A 13,551-nucleotide genomic window follows, 5' to 3' on the forward strand; every position below is an offset into this window, starting at 1 on the left:
GCATGGCACTCCTGCCAGTACAGGGATGTGCGCCAGCGACCAGACGTATCCTGAAACCGACGCGATGACCGACAGCGCTACTCGGTCACCGTAGGAGCGGCCTTGTGTCGCGAAAGGGGCGCACAGCGCCCCCAAAGTTTCTGCCCGACAAATACCTTGAAGGGTTCCCTTCAAGAGTTTCTGTTAATGCCCATATGCGCATCATCCATCAGCGCTTTAGCCATTTCACCAAGAAAATGAGAGGCCCAAACCAGTGCAGGCTCATTGTCCATGACGCCAATAAACGAGGCCTTACGGGCGCTGTCCATCAACACCGATGCCTGCGCCAAGGCGTGATCACAACAGTTACCCGCTTCTACCCGAAACAGCCGCTTGCCCATAATGGCGCCTTCCAGGCAAGTCGCTGAGCCGACTGTCAGGCCCAGCCTGCCGATGCGGTCTAGCGGTTCTTTGTCCATATGCAATCCTCCGGCTTGGCTGATTCAGTGCAACGTCGGCTTGGTCGGCTCATCGAAGCGCTGTACCTGCGTGAGAGCCGTATCCACTAAAGCTCGGGCGGTTTCGAGCTCATGCATGATGGTCAGCATCATGATCGAGCCGGGCGTGCGCGGCAGGAGCAAGGCAGATTGATGGGCCACCGTCAGTGCGCACAGGACGTAATCTGCGGCTTGGATCAGGGTGTCTTCGAGGGCGTGGAGGGAGTTGGGATGGGGTGGGTCGGGGACGATTTTAATCATGGTGTGATCTCATCTTTGGACGATTGGACCACCACTTCACCACTTGCATTTGATGGGTGGCAGCTACGTACAGGTCTGCAAGACCGGAAGATGAGAAAACCGGCAGATCCGAAGATCTCCCATACGTAGCCACCATTGACCGAGTACACCGACATGCCTGAGCACAACAGTGTTTCGGAGGTGGGATTTCATCTTCGAGCTTGCAGGCCCGGTCGCAGGTTTGGCAGCGACAGGGCGAGACTAGAAGCTCAGAGAAACCACCGCAATGGCCCAAAGGCGGTAATAGGATGATTCGGAAATGGACTACAGGGAAGAGCGAAAATCTGATTAATTCACGTAGGAAGTAGGGCCGATATGAAACAAAATAAGACACGCGTCATATCGACCGAGCTGAGATTGAATCAAACCGCGAGATACACAAGCTTGCGCCGGCGTGGACTGCGGCGGAATCGCCACCACGGTTTCGCAGCCGCTGCAGACGCCCACAAGAATATCTCGCGCCTGGCCTTGGCCGTCGCTGAATGGCACGTCGCGACGCCCGTATACATACGAAATCCATCGTACATTACTGCAGTTTGGTCCAGCCCGCCTGTAGAGCCATCCCTTTTGAAGTGTTCTGAAAGTGCACTTGTCGTGAGGTCGTCGGGGGCGCTATGCGCCCCTTTCGCGACACAAGGCCGCTCCTACACAGACGGCGCCGTGCAGTAAATTTCGCCCACTGATCAAAATCAGGCTGCACGCCACCCTGTAGGAGCGGCCTTGTGTCGCGAAAGGGGCGCGCAGCGGCCCCAGCAATTTCAAGCCAGACAAAAATTCAGATAAATGCAGAGCCCTTGAGGGAATGCCCTTCAGAGCGGAGCAACCAATGATCGTCCGTCGCATGCCTCTGACCTTAGATCGACACCACTTGAGTCAGGCGCACCCGACACCCGCCTGAATCCAGCTGAACTTTCGAAACCGCCCTGCCCTCCCATTTTTACGCGTCGGGAAAACCACCGACCGAACCATTTCCACCACCTTGATCGAGAGGACCGAGAGACCACCATGAGTAATCAACTGGCAGGCAAGAAGGTACTGTTCATCACCGCAAACACCGGCATCGAACGCGATGAGCTGGTCAAACCGCTGGAAGCGCTGAAGGCTCAGGGTGCGGAAGTCACCCACGGGTCGAGCGAGGGCGGCACAACGCAGACGTTCGTTGGCGATACCGAGAAAGACCGCACTGTCGAGTCCCAGACCGCTCTGGCTGGGCTCAAGGCGGCAGACTTCGATGCGCTTGTGATTCCAGGCGGTACGGTCAATGCCGATACGCTGCGATTGGACGAGAACGCTCAGCGTTTGGTGAAGGAGTTCGCCGATGCGGGCAAGGTGATCGCTGCGATCTGCCATGGCCCTTGGGTGTTGATCAATGCCGGGGTTATTCCGGGCAAGACCCTCACCTCGTACCCTAGCGTTAGGCTTGACCTTGAAAATGCCGGGGCTGAAGGTTGGGTCGATGCTCAGGTGAAACAATGCGAGGCCAATGGCTGGACCTTGATTACTTCGCGGACTCCGAAGGATATTCCAGCCTTCAATGACGCTATCGCTGTGGCGATTGAAGGGAAATAAGGTACGCACAGATGGCAGCCCACGTGGGTTGCCATCAATCCCTGCTCGTTTTCCCGCCATAAACGGCTGATAAGGCAATATGGCACCCATCCGATCGGATGCTTGCTCCTGCCCTTTGAACTGCCAAGGGCGCAAATACCATTTTTCGTAATCACTTCACCTCTAGTCGCCTCGTTCGAGCCCTATCAGGGTGATCGCGGGCGAAGCTGCGGGCTTCTTGGTAGACTACGGCATCCTTTCAGGCTGGTAAGGGCGATGCAGCTAACCGATCCGTCAGCCTTATTACTTGCTCTCATTGTTGCCATCTCGACGGAGCCGGCGCTCCCAGCAGTGGAGACGCTCTCTCCGCTGTCATAACAAGGCGCCTACTCGTAGAAATGGTACGGACATGCGTAGACCAGAATGCCCCTAGAATCAGCCTCAAAGCCACAAACCAAGCGCCCTGAGCCGTCACGCCGGTTCAGCGTTGCGCCGATGATGGATTGGGCCTATTTATCGTATAGCTAGCGAAAAATAAGGGCTACACAGCACACACATCTCACCCGTACCAATTTTGTACCATTCCACCAAGAGTTCAGGTAGTCACGGGAGCTGACCTCTTCTACTCATTCCCGCCTGGATTGATTGACTAGGGGGACGAACCATGATGGCATCAGGCCAACCCTCAGTCAGAGACCGAGCCAATGCCTGAATCGTTCTTCAAGTACACGACGTATACGACCGCCAAAATTGTGCTCGAAAACCAAACACTTCGCTGGAGCACGCCTGCAACACTGAACGATCCTTATGATATTCAGTTTAACCTTCAGATAAACTTCGATCGAAACAAAATACTTAAAGACTCACTTAATAAGCTATGGAAGGCATTCAAGGGCGAATTGGACGGCCATCCGAAAAGTCGAATGACCGCCGCGCTTAATCTAATGAGACCAATGCTTCAAGGAATTCCAAAAAAGCATTTTATGCTCCAAATGGAAGCTGGCATTAGGCAGTCATTTGCATTAATGGATAAAAACATCCACGAGACTTATCGCTTAACTCGAGAACAGCTAGCCACAACTAAAATTTTATGCCTAACCGACTCAGCCACCAACCAATTAATGTGGGCCTATTACGCCGACAGCAATAAAGGGGTAGCACTTCGTTTCCAAGACGAGGCAGGCGCAGACAGCCCATATAAAACAGCCCGACAAATGTCTTACAAAAAAGACATCCCGATGCTTTTCGAAGAAGACGAGCTATCAGATTTTTTGGCCGGACTAGTCACATTCGATCAAGCAAGAAGAATTGAAACACTAATTTATACTAAATCAGATGCTTGGCAACATGAAAGTGAATGGCGGATTTTTGCTGGTGACGGGCGTGACAAACATGCTCCCTACGAGGACATTGCATTCGGTTCTAAGGAGCTTACGGGAGTTGTTTTTGGCTGTCGTATGCCACCCGACCAACAAGAATCCTTGATAAGAATCATAGAGCATCAATATCCACACGCAGAAATAATGAGAGCAACGCCGGCCGACAACTCCTTCCAATTAGAAATTCACTCGCATAAGCCAGCTTGACAACTTCAGACAACATGCCCCACCAATTCGAAAAACGACACTGGAGAACTACAAATGAGCAACACAAATTTTTTAAAAAATAGATCAACAACTTGAGTCGATCCGGGACAGCAAAAAAGCTGCAGAACAAACCTCCAAAACCAACCTCGACTATGTTGCCGAAATTATTCTACGTGTAAAACCACCAGCAGAAGGATATGCATCAGAACTAAAGCAACGCAAGATAACTATTGATATCAAGAGCTCCAAACACAGTATCACGTTTAGCATGAAATACAAAGATGGGGGACACCATTCCTTGACTCTTGGCGGCTCCCTTGGCGACAGCCGCTTAGAAATTACTGGCAACTACACTAATGACGACGGCAGAAATTACTCATCAACTGATGGAAAGTCTTACGATCAGAGCAATTGGTCAGATGATATTTACAAGGAGAAGCTTGAAAAGTGCATTGAAGACTTTATATTCTATGCACTCCGGCACGGCGGAGTATAATTTTCTTTCTTGAGCAACTGTGGTGATTCCTCTGCTGGTTTGTTGTTAGTTTAGCTGACGAACGTCAAGGAAATGACATGGCAAAAAGCAAAAAGAGAAAGGGCCCATATGATCCATCTCAGACCCTCCGCCCCAATCGGTTTGATTGCAGCCTTGAAAATCTAACCGCTGAAATTCATGATCTTGCCAGCAAAGGATCTAAACCAGTCTGGGACGAAATAAAGCTCAACAACGGGAAGCAGACGCCAGAGCTTCGTAAGAAATTCATATCTCTCGCTCACTCTGGCATGAGGCAAGCCCAAAGTAAAATAATTGACATAATTACAAGCAGCGACCCTTGGCCAAGAGCAAATATTCTACTACTTCACAAGCTAGCTGACAGCATGGCATGGCAGATGATTGGCAACCAACTCTGTTATGCTAGAAGATTTTATAAAGACCAGAAAATTGTCGATTTAAAACATTCAAACTTTAGCTCCATCATACGAGCAATAGAGCATTATCACGAGGCGACGCCCGACGGCTTCGCTCTAATTTCTGATTTGACAAGCTTTGTTCAAGTCGGCGATCTTCTGCTCGCTGGCCCTGAAGGACGTTTCAATATCGCCGAGGTAAAAGAGGGGGATAAAAATCATCAAATTCTAGACTTTCTGAAATTTTTCATGAAGAGCGAATGCCCTCGCGCCCTTCAGTTTTTTATAGACGAACACGGCCCCCAGTCACTAAAGCAACTACAGCGAATGGTGCGGCAAACTAATAGAATGGCGCACGTCGCTGAAATATTTAACTCTGGTGTTTCGCAAGACCCAGACACAGAACGCAAAATTAGCATACCCGAAGAAACCATTTATATTGGAAGCTGGGACGAAGAGCTGAATAATATTCTCAACATCTCAGACACCAGAGGATATGCGCTTGAAACGATAGACAGATGCTTATTTATAGCGTCGTATTCCAATACAACCATATGGGCAGGAGGTCACTTTGCTTTCAACACTTGGTTTGATAATTCCGGCGGCACTCCCAATTGTCCACGCACGCGATTAATCGACTGCATGTCACACCCGCTGGCTTTGCCTATTTTCAATCATAACATCGCTGATAGACACAAACTTGACATACTATTCGGGAGAAAGAACGTTTGCATTGGCTTGAATATACCTGCATTCTTTGAGCAGCTCATCAAGAATGGCGTACAAGTCCGCCAAGCCACCAACAAAGAAGCCAGTGAAATGGATCAGAAAGGCTTTCACCCGTACCGCCACGACGGGAAAGCCTATTTCATCGGCATTGACAATGTAGAAACGCCATTGATGGATGGAATTTTTCTAAGAGTTATGCACCATGGCCAACGGCCCATCGATACGGTCAAAGCAATCCTACAATCAACGGTCAACTTTGAACCGCCAGAATAGTAAATGCAGCGTACTAGCCCGAGATCGATGGCGAGCCAATCGCGCAGCTCAATTCTGTTGACATACCTGAAAGGGCTGAGTAACGTTTCCCTGTCGCAGTAAATCCTGCGACCTGGGACTGGCCTCCCGGAAATGCAGGCGGGTACGAACTGCCGCTTACGAGCGGTTTTTTGTGCCCGCAGCATGCCTGCACCCGTAATGGTCCGGAGCTTGGTGCCTCAACACAAGCGCAAGTTGCGTCGAGGTAATCGCGAAGTGTGGATGATCGATGCGGTAGGCGCTGAGCGTGCTGCAGACTACTGCAAGGCCGAGGTGGCCGCCGAATACCGCAAATGGCTTCAATGCCAGTTCCCCGAGAAGTCTATGGAGAAGCCCGCTGAAGCGCCGTCGCTTGTGGGACGGCGCTGGTTAATATCCTTCGTTGATTCAGGCAAGGAATAGATCCGACCGATTCCTGAAGACGCTGGTGTGATGACGATTCGGGAAATGCTCAACGCCGTCGCAACCGGCGATCTGTTGTTATCCACCGACGAGTTGTTTCAGTTATCAGCCGCCCTGCACCATCGAATCGAACGGCGCGCAACAGGTCAGGCTCAACAAATCAAGGAGCTGCTGCGGAAAGTCTCGCTAGGTCGATAGCTCACAGACTGCCTAAGGTGGGTGAGATGCCCACCCTGCATCAGAACAATTGCCCAAGCCCAGCGGGCTGCCAGGCCATGATCACAAGATCATCAGTTAGTTCTGTCTTACCCTGCCGCTGGTTCATAGTGTTATAGCGGATCGAAGAGTAATCAGAGGAAGGCGTGCTGGATGCCGGTTTGGTCATTGATGCTAAACAGCACCCTGCCCTCGAACCGGCGCATTAAGGAGCGAATGACTCAAAAATGCGGCACCATAAGCGCAAAAAACCGGCCAAGGCCGGTTTTTCCTAGTTTCAGTCAGGAGCTTTCTTCGTGGCCCAAGGCCTTTTTGATCGCCTGCATGTAGCTAGGGTGCAGCGTGCCCATCTTGGGCAGCGGAGTGGGCAACGTTGTCGCTCGATGCGGATGGAACCATCTATCCGTAAACGGCAAGTCGAACGTGTTGTTGAGATCGAATTTTGTTCGAGGTCCCAACCCACTGATATCGAATCCGTCATCCTGAGGGTCCATGACGAACTCTCCGGGGTAAATCTCTTCTTGGCCAGTTTTCTGGCTCGTACCGTAGCAAACCCGGACCATGTGGTCTTCATCAAAAACGCCCAGGATGAGACAAGGACGATTCTTAGGGCCGGGAATACCGACAGTTTCTGGGAATTTGCACCATACAATGTCGCCTGGTGCGGGCAGCGGTGTGAAGCTTTTTGTCATCTTTTAAAATAGCCTTCTAGTGATGCGCTCCTCTGGCTGGTCCGGGCATTCCGCACGGATAGCGGCCATTTGGGCGTCGGTTAATGGTCCGTCGTCCAGCTCGTACTTCGGCAAAAAGCGATCCGCCATTTGACGTAGAGCGAAGTGGATGACTTCGGTTTTGTTCAAGCCGGTCTGTGACATCAGCTGCTCAAATGTTGAGCCGCTTATCCCTGTGGGGGTGTCCTGAGGTCTTAACCTCAAAAGGACCGTTTCAGATCTTTCGGCGTGGGACATACGGGCTTACTCCGATTACTTACTTACTGTTTTCCTAGGTTTCTGGGACATTCCTGCCCCAGTGCTAGCAATTCTATATCACCAGAAGGCAATTTGTCAATACCCGCTATTGACAATGAAGCAACAAATCGATTACACCCCCCCCTAAAATAACCCACCCAGTGATGACGGCTGCCAGTTCATGATCACCAGCTCGCCGGTCACCTCCGCCTTGCCCTGCCGTTGGTTGGTGTTGCTGTACCGGATATCCAAGCACTCGAAGTGGAAGCCGTCGAAGGCGCGCCGGATTTCCGGGTGGTCGTTGATGCTGACCATCACCTTGCCCTTGCACCGGCGCATGAAGTCGGCCATGCGCTCGTAGTCATCAAAGGGGAAGTCCACGCCATAGCCGGCGGTCTGCCAATAAGGCGGGTCCATGTAGAAGAACGTGTGCGCTCGATCGTAGCGCTCGGCGCACGCGAGCTAGGACAGGTTTTCGACGTAGGTGCCGGCGAGTCGCTGCCACGCGGCGGATAGGTTCTCCTCGATACGCAACAGATTGATGGCCGGCCCGGTGGTTGCGGTACCGAACGTCTGCCAGCTGACTTTGCCACCGAAAGCGTGCTGCTGCAGGTAGAAGAACCGGGCAGCACGTTGGATGTCCGTCAGCGTTTCGGGGCGGGTCATCTTCTGCCACTCGAAGATCTGCCGGGAGCTGAGCGCCCACTTGAACTGGCGCACGAACTCCTGCAGGTGGTTCTGCACAACGCGGTACAAGGTCCGTTCAGATCGTTCAGAACTTACACGGGCGCTGCCTGGGGGCACATGAAGAACAACGCAGCGCCGCCGGCGAAGACTTCGACGTAGCACTCGTGAGGGGGAGAAAGAGGGATCAAGCGGTCGGCCAGGCGGCGTTTGGGCCCGCCGGACACCATCACCATTCGCGGCAAGGCCGCCGGCGTTGGGGAGGATCTGCAGCAGTTGCTTTTCGGTGCACTCGGCGGGGTTCGTTACGCGTAGCCACTGACTACCTCACGCACCTCACACCACTCGTATTCCAGCGCAAGGTGCTGGCCGGGGAGATCAAGCTGCCTATCACCCGACTTGAGCCAAGCCAGAATAGGGCCCGAGGGATACACATTGCCGATCTGGCCCTCTACCTGAACCAGCAGCGGGATGTCGCGCGCAAAGAGTGTTCGCAATTGAATAAGAGGTTACAGGCAGGCTGCCTCGGAGACTGCGCCCCACTTGATCAGTTTCAGCCATCCGCACGGGATATCTGACTGAACCAGACTCTTACACACAGTCGCCTTCGTCTTAGCTAACTGCGTCGATGGTCGCCTACCATCTGCGGCCGTCGCACCCTCCTTAAATCGGTCGGATCGATACAGGGAAATGCCAAAACCACTGACTTACACTGATGGCATAACGCCTTTAACGTAGTATGATTCGACCTAAATTTTGCCAGACTGGATCGATTGCTAGGGACGTGTAAGATGGCGACGCCGCGTGTATTTGTAAGCTCCACTTGCTATGATTTGAAATATATCCGCGAAAACCTAAAGTACTTTATTAGGAATATCGGATATGAACCTGTATTAAGTGACGATGGCGCTGTTTTTTACGACCCTAAAAAACATACTCATGAATCCTGCCTAACTGAAGTTCCCAACTGTCAACTATTCGTACTTATTATCGGAGGTCGATTCGGAGGCGAATATATTGGAAAAGAAACCTCGATTACCAATGAGGAATACAGAGAAGCAATAAGAAGAAAAATTCCGATTTTTGCGATGATAGAACAGGCCGTCTACTCGGATCACTTTGTTTACAGCTCAAATAAAAACAATAAAGAATTGGATAGATCTAAGATCTCATATCCATCGATAGACAAAAACGCCCCTAAAATATTTGAATTCATAGACGAAGTAAGAAAACAAGCCATTAACAATGCATTGATACCATTTCGAGACTTCAATGACATTGAAAATTATCTCCGCCAACAGTGGGCCGGAATGATGTTTTCATTCTTACTGCAAGATAATGAAAATGCACGAGTCGCAGACACAATGACTCATTTAATTGAGATAAATGAAAAGATAGCTTTTCTATCCAGCGAACTGCTCAGCTCCTTAGGATCAAAGGAAAGTAATATACTCGCATCGCTCTATGAGTTAATGATCGGCCGAGAATCTGTGAAAGCACTTCTATCAACTGGCTACAAGCCAACTCCTATAGCAATACTTTCAAGCGACAGCCTCTTAAGCTGTACAACAAACCTCGGAAAAACCATAAAAATAACCGATGATAAATCATTCGTAACATCAGGTAGTGGAATTATTCAAAGTGCTTACCTAAAGCGAATGGAAAAAGACTACACCGAACTAAAAGATGAGATGATTTATACGATCGAATCCTCTGGATCAACGGTAGCCGAGCTAATAAACAATCAACCTGTGAAAACCATAAAAAAATCTAATCCAACGCAACTAAAGACCAAGAGCGAGTAAACGTAGCGCACTTCAAGAACATGCAACAACGGCACAGATATGCGTATTTACTGAGCCGTTGTATGGGTCGGCAGCTGCTCTCCACAAGCGCCAGCCATCGACTCAACAGTATTTATGGCAACGTGCAAAAAGATATCTCGAGTAGTGGATTGAACTAGCTTACGAAGCTCGGCCATTACTGGCATTTTTAACCAACTACTCAACCCGGGCGCCTAGGGTAACTGGAGCTTGGACAATCTGCTTTAACCAACCCCACTCCATATATCGATCGCCACGACCCCCTTAGACGGGTGTAACGCCGAAGTGAGCTCCATTCACGATGACCGGAAACACTCCGTACGCGCGGGATATCCCAATCCATTTCGAACAGCCGGCTCACACCTTCGTGACGTAAATCGTGAAAGTGCAGATCCTCTATGCCAACCATCTTGCATGCCCTGGATCACGCCGTGCCGATTAAATCGGTGTTGTAAGGGAAGTTTTCAGAGCGCTGACGACGCATACTTTGCACAATGGCCCACGCCTCATCCGGTAGATGGCACCACACATCGTTGCCGATCTTCTGCCCGGGGTTCTTCATGTCCCGCACTTTCACAGCCTGGCGGTGCTCATCCAGGTCCTCCCACATGATACGAGCGATCCCGTCCATACGGCGGGTAGAAAAGATTGCAAACGCCACGACCTTCGGCATGTGAATGACTGTCGGACGCCGTGCAAGCATCTCGAAATAATGCTCAAGCACCTTGTCGAGTTCTTCGAGCGTTGGACGGCGATCCCGCTCTCTGCTTTTCATGTTGTAGCCGAGGCGCTTCAGGACAAGGCGTGCGTCGGGCATAGCTTGGTGGTTAATCTCGTACCCCCACGCGGCCCTAGCCAGCGACAACACAGAGCCTAGGTGAGCAAGATCATTGCCGGCTGTCTGCGGGTTGATACCACCGCCTTCAGGGCTCATACGCCATAGGGCATAGTCCACCAGCACCTGCTGAGAGATGTCGAAGTCGACCACTTCGCCGAGGTAACTGTTCTTGAGAGCCAGGAGGGTCTGCCGCTTCGTCTTACCCAGCGGCCGGGCTTTCTCGGCTTCCACCAGGTAGCGATCGATCATGTCCTTGACTGCGTGACCACCCCGGTTGGCCCGCTCGATCGCGCCTGGCTCAGCCAACTCGGTCTCTCGTCGCTTCGCCCAGGCTTGAGCGGCCTGCTTGCGGGCGAATGTCTGGGACTCTTGGTAGACTAGGACACCCTTTTCCTTGAGGCGGATCTGGACGGTATAGCTAACCGTTCCATCGGCCTTTTTCCTTGCTCTAATCGTTGCCATGATTTCCGGTGGTACAAGCGTGGCTAGCGGTGGTAAATCGTCCCACCGTCACACCAAAAACGCCCTAAAACCCAGAAAAATGGTACAAAATGCGTAGACCAGAATGCCCCTAGAATCAGCCTCAAACCCACAAACCAAGCGCCCTGAGCCGTCACGCCGCTTCAGCGTTGCACCGATGATGGACTGGACCGACCGCCACTGCCGGTACTTCCTGCGCCTGCTCTCCCAGCACACCCTGCTCTACACCGAAATGGTCACCACCGGCGCCCTGCTGCACAACGACGCCGACCGCTTCCTGCGCCATGACGTCTCCGAGCACCCACTCGCCCTGCAGCTAGGCGGGAGCAACCCGGCCGACCTGGCCGCCTGCGCAAAACTCGCGCAGGCAGCAGGCTATGACGAGGTCAACCTCAACGTCGGCTGCCCAAGCGACCGGGTGCAGAACAACATGATCGGCGCCTGCCTGATGGCCCACCCGGCGCTGGTAGCCGATTGCGCCAAGGCAATGCGCGATGCGGTTTCGACGCCGATCACGGTCAAGCACCGGATCGGCATCAACGGCCGCGACAGCTACGCCGAGCTGTGCGACTTCGTTGGCCAGGTGCGTGACGCCGGCTGCCAGAGCTTTACCGTACACGCGCGGATCGCGATTCTCGAGGGCCTCTCGCCCAAGGAAAACCGCGATATCCCGCCGCTGCGCTATGACGTTGCCGCGCAGCTGAAGACCGACTTCCCCGACCTGGAAATCATCCTCAACGGCGGCATCAAGACGCTGGATGAATGCCGCTCTCATCTGCAGACCTTCGATGGTGTGATGCTCGGCCGCGAGGCCTATCACAACCCGTACTTGCTGGCCGAGGTCGACCAACAGTTGTTTGGCAGCACCGCGCCGGTAGTCACCCGCAGCGAGGCGATGGCGCGCCTGCGGCCTTACATCGTCGCGCACATCGAAAGCGGCGGTGCGATGCATCACATCACTCGGCATATCCTCGGCCTCGGCCAGGGCTTCCCGGGGGCGCGGCGGTTCCGCCAGTTGCTGTCTGCAGACATCCACAAGACCGACCAACCGCTGGCGGTGCTGGATCAGGCGGCCGAGCTGCTGCAGGGCCGTTGAGCCGTCGGGCGGGAATGGATGGAACCCTGAGCACCGCTACGACTCGAACGTGCACACTTTCTTCAGCGCTGGGGCTGCGGTTCGCCGTCGGCCCCTGAGCTAACCCGCCGCCCCTCGTATTTGGCCCTGCCTGATCAAGGTTTCGCGCTATTTCACGAGGGGCATGCTCGGCCTGCCCTGACGCCCCTTGAGCGCTGCTCCGGGCTCGGGTAATGTCGAGCCATTGCACAGGACAGAGCACGCCATGACTTCCAAGCTGGAACAACTCAAGCAGTTCACCACCGTGGTCGCCGACACTGGCGATCTGGATGCCATCACCCGGCTGCAGCCGGAAGATGCCACCACCAACCCTTCGCTATTGCTCAAGGCTGCTGGTATTGCTGGCTATGCCGACTTGCTCAAGCAGGTGAAGGCGGATGCCAAAGGCGATGTTGGCCTTGCCTGTGACAAGTTCTCGGTAGCGGTAGGTAGCGGAATCCTTAAAGTCATCCCGGGGCGGATTTCGACCGAGGTCGATGCGCGCTTGTCGTTTGACGAAGATGCGCTGCTGGCCAAGGCGCGCCAACTGATTGCGCTGTATGACGCAGCCGGTGTTGGCCGTGATCGGGTGCTGATCAAGCTGGCATCGACCTGGGAAGGTATCCGTGCTGCCGAGAAGCTGGAGAAGGAAGGCATCCAGACCAACCTGACCCTGCTGTTCTCCTTCGCCCAGGCGCAGGCCTGTGCCGACGCTGGGGTATTCCTGATTTCGCCATTCGTTGGGCGTATCTACGACTGGTACAAGAAGAGCACCGGCAAAGAATATGTCGGCGCTGACGATCCGGGCGTGCAGTCGGTAACCCGTATCTACGACTACTACAAAACCAACGGCTACAACACCGTGGTGATGGGCGCGAGCTTCCGCAATATCGGCCAGATCGAGCATCTGGCCGGCTGCGACCGGCTGACCATCAGCCCTGAGCTGCTGCAGCAGTTGAGCGAAGACCACGGCGAGCTGCCGCGCATCCTCAAGCCTGGCAATGCCGGTGAAGCCAAGCAGCAACTGAACGAAAGCCAGTTCCGCTGGGCGATGAACGAAGACGCCATGGCCACCGAGAAGCTGGCCGAGGGTATTCGCCAGTTCGCCCGCGATCAGGAGAAGCTGGAAGCGCTGATGGCCGACAAGGCTTGATACAAATCTGCGC

General features: G+C 53.1%; 11 protein-coding genes and 3 pseudogenes. 8 read left to right on the plus strand and 6 right to left on the minus strand.

Annotation, left to right across the window (positions count from 1 at the left end; genetic code table 11):
- Positions 1-170: 170 nt before the first annotated feature.
- On the minus strand, positions 171-458 hold the full coding sequence (locus tag CXQ80_RS15810; protein WP_101321127.1) for a DUF3077 domain-containing protein: 288 nt from the start codon (positions 456-458) through the stop codon (positions 171-173).
- 24 nt (positions 459-482) lie between these two features.
- Positions 483-737 (minus strand): hypothetical protein, encoded by a 255-nt coding sequence (locus CXQ80_RS15815; protein WP_101321129.1) that lies wholly within the window; start codon positions 735-737, stop codon positions 483-485.
- A gap of 1,044 nt (positions 738-1,781) precedes the next feature.
- Here CXQ80_RS15815 and CXQ80_RS15825 point away from each other — a divergent pair.
- From CXQ80_RS15825 to CXQ80_RS24760, 4 genes are all read left to right on the plus strand, one after another.
- A complete protein-coding gene (locus tag CXQ80_RS15825) occupies positions 1,782-2,345 on the plus strand; it encodes a type 1 glutamine amidotransferase domain-containing protein (RefSeq protein ID WP_101321134.1) in 564 nt (187 codons plus the stop codon).
- A gap of 683 nt (positions 2,346-3,028) precedes the next feature.
- Complete coding sequence (locus CXQ80_RS15830; RefSeq protein WP_101321136.1) at positions 3,029-3,910, plus strand: DUF2971 domain-containing protein; 882 nt, start codon at positions 3,029-3,031, stop codon at positions 3,908-3,910.
- A 573-nt stretch (positions 3,911-4,483) separates the two neighbouring features.
- Positions 4,484-5,821, plus strand: a complete 1,338-nt coding sequence (locus CXQ80_RS15835; protein ID WP_101321138.1) for a hypothetical protein — start codon at positions 4,484-4,486, stop codon at positions 5,819-5,821.
- 486 nt (positions 5,822-6,307) lie between these two features.
- Positions 6,308-6,460: a hypothetical protein gene (locus CXQ80_RS24760; RefSeq protein WP_157831760.1), complete on the plus strand. Its 153-nt coding sequence runs from the start codon at positions 6,308-6,310 to the stop codon at positions 6,458-6,460.
- Between the two features lie 299 nt (positions 6,461-6,759).
- Here the strand turns inward: CXQ80_RS24760 and CXQ80_RS15845 are convergent, their stop codons facing one another.
- From CXQ80_RS15845 to CXQ80_RS15855, 3 genes and pseudogenes are all read right to left on the minus strand, one after another.
- The gene (locus CXQ80_RS15845) at positions 6,760-7,170 is read right to left on the minus strand and encodes a type II toxin-antitoxin system PemK/MazF family toxin (RefSeq protein WP_101321142.1); all 411 of its coding nucleotides are present in this window, start codon (positions 7,168-7,170) and stop codon (positions 6,760-6,762) included.
- 3 nt (positions 7,171-7,173) lie between these two features.
- Entirely contained in the window at positions 7,174-7,446 is a 273-nt protein-coding gene (locus tag CXQ80_RS15850) for a hypothetical protein (protein WP_101321144.1), read from the minus strand.
- A 144-nt stretch (positions 7,447-7,590) separates the two neighbouring features.
- A pseudogene (locus CXQ80_RS15855) lies at positions 7,591-8,366 on the minus strand (DNA adenine methylase).
- Between the two features lie 72 nt (positions 8,367-8,438).
- Here CXQ80_RS15855 and CXQ80_RS15860 point away from each other — a divergent pair.
- Positions 8,439-8,708 (plus strand): annotated as a pseudogene (locus tag CXQ80_RS15860) (pyocin activator PrtN family protein); the annotation flags it as partial.
- A 213-nt stretch (positions 8,709-8,921) separates the two neighbouring features.
- Positions 8,922-9,935: a DUF4062 domain-containing protein gene (locus CXQ80_RS15865; RefSeq protein WP_101321146.1), complete on the plus strand. Its 1,014-nt coding sequence runs from the start codon at positions 8,922-8,924 to the stop codon at positions 9,933-9,935.
- Positions 9,936-10,130: 195 nt separating this feature from the next.
- Here the strand turns inward: CXQ80_RS15865 and CXQ80_RS15870 are convergent.
- Positions 10,131-11,253, minus strand: a pseudogene (locus tag CXQ80_RS15870) (tyrosine-type recombinase/integrase).
- A 103-nt stretch (positions 11,254-11,356) separates the two neighbouring features.
- Here CXQ80_RS15870 and dusA point away from each other — a divergent pair.
- Positions 11,357-12,367: a tRNA dihydrouridine(20/20a) synthase DusA gene (gene dusA / locus CXQ80_RS15875; RefSeq protein ID WP_101321148.1), complete on the plus strand. Its 1,011-nt coding sequence runs from the start codon at positions 11,357-11,359 to the stop codon at positions 12,365-12,367.
- A 244-nt stretch (positions 12,368-12,611) separates the two neighbouring features.
- On the plus strand, positions 12,612-13,538 hold the full coding sequence (gene tal, locus CXQ80_RS15880) for a transaldolase (protein ID WP_101321150.1): 927 nt from the start codon (positions 12,612-12,614) through the stop codon (positions 13,536-13,538).
- The last annotated feature ends 13 nt before the right edge of the window (positions 13,539-13,551 follow it).

It is taken from the genome of Pseudomonas sp. 02C 26 (genome assembly GCF_002843585.1).
In the GTDB taxonomy this organism is placed as follows: Bacteria; Pseudomonadota; Gammaproteobacteria; order Pseudomonadales; family Pseudomonadaceae; genus Aquipseudomonas; species Aquipseudomonas shirazensis.

Bases quoted from the DNA above. Each gene is read 5' to 3' on its own strand.
- CXQ80_RS15845 (WP_101321142.1), bottom strand. From the start codon at position 7,170: ATGACAAAAAGCTTCACACCGCTGCCCGCACCAGGCGACATTGTATGG.
- CXQ80_RS15865 (WP_101321146.1), top strand. From the start codon at position 8,922: ATGGCGACGCCGCGTGTATTTGTAAGCTCCACTTGCTATGATTTGAAA.
- tal (WP_101321150.1), top strand. From the start codon at position 12,612: ATGACTTCCAAGCTGGAACAACTCAAGCAGTTCACCACCGTGGTCGCC.
- dusA (WP_101321148.1), top strand. From the start codon at position 11,357: ATGCCCCTAGAATCAGCCTCAAACCCACAAACCAAGCGCCCTGAGCCG.
- CXQ80_RS15810 (WP_101321127.1), bottom strand. From the start codon at position 458: ATGGACAAAGAACCGCTAGACCGCATCGGCAGGCTGGGCCTGACAGTC.
- CXQ80_RS15850 (WP_101321144.1), bottom strand. From the start codon at position 7,446: ATGTCCCACGCCGAAAGATCTGAAACGGTCCTTTTGAGGTTAAGACCT.
- CXQ80_RS15835 (WP_101321138.1), top strand. From the start codon at position 4,484: ATGGCAAAAAGCAAAAAGAGAAAGGGCCCATATGATCCATCTCAGACC.
- CXQ80_RS15815 (WP_101321129.1), bottom strand. From the start codon at position 737: ATGATTAAAATCGTCCCCGACCCACCCCATCCCAACTCCCTCCACGCC.
- CXQ80_RS15825 (WP_101321134.1), top strand. From the start codon at position 1,782: ATGAGTAATCAACTGGCAGGCAAGAAGGTACTGTTCATCACCGCAAAC.
- CXQ80_RS15830 (WP_101321136.1), top strand. From the start codon at position 3,029: ATGCCTGAATCGTTCTTCAAGTACACGACGTATACGACCGCCAAAATT.
- CXQ80_RS24760 (WP_157831760.1), top strand. From the start codon at position 6,308: ATGCTCAACGCCGTCGCAACCGGCGATCTGTTGTTATCCACCGACGAG.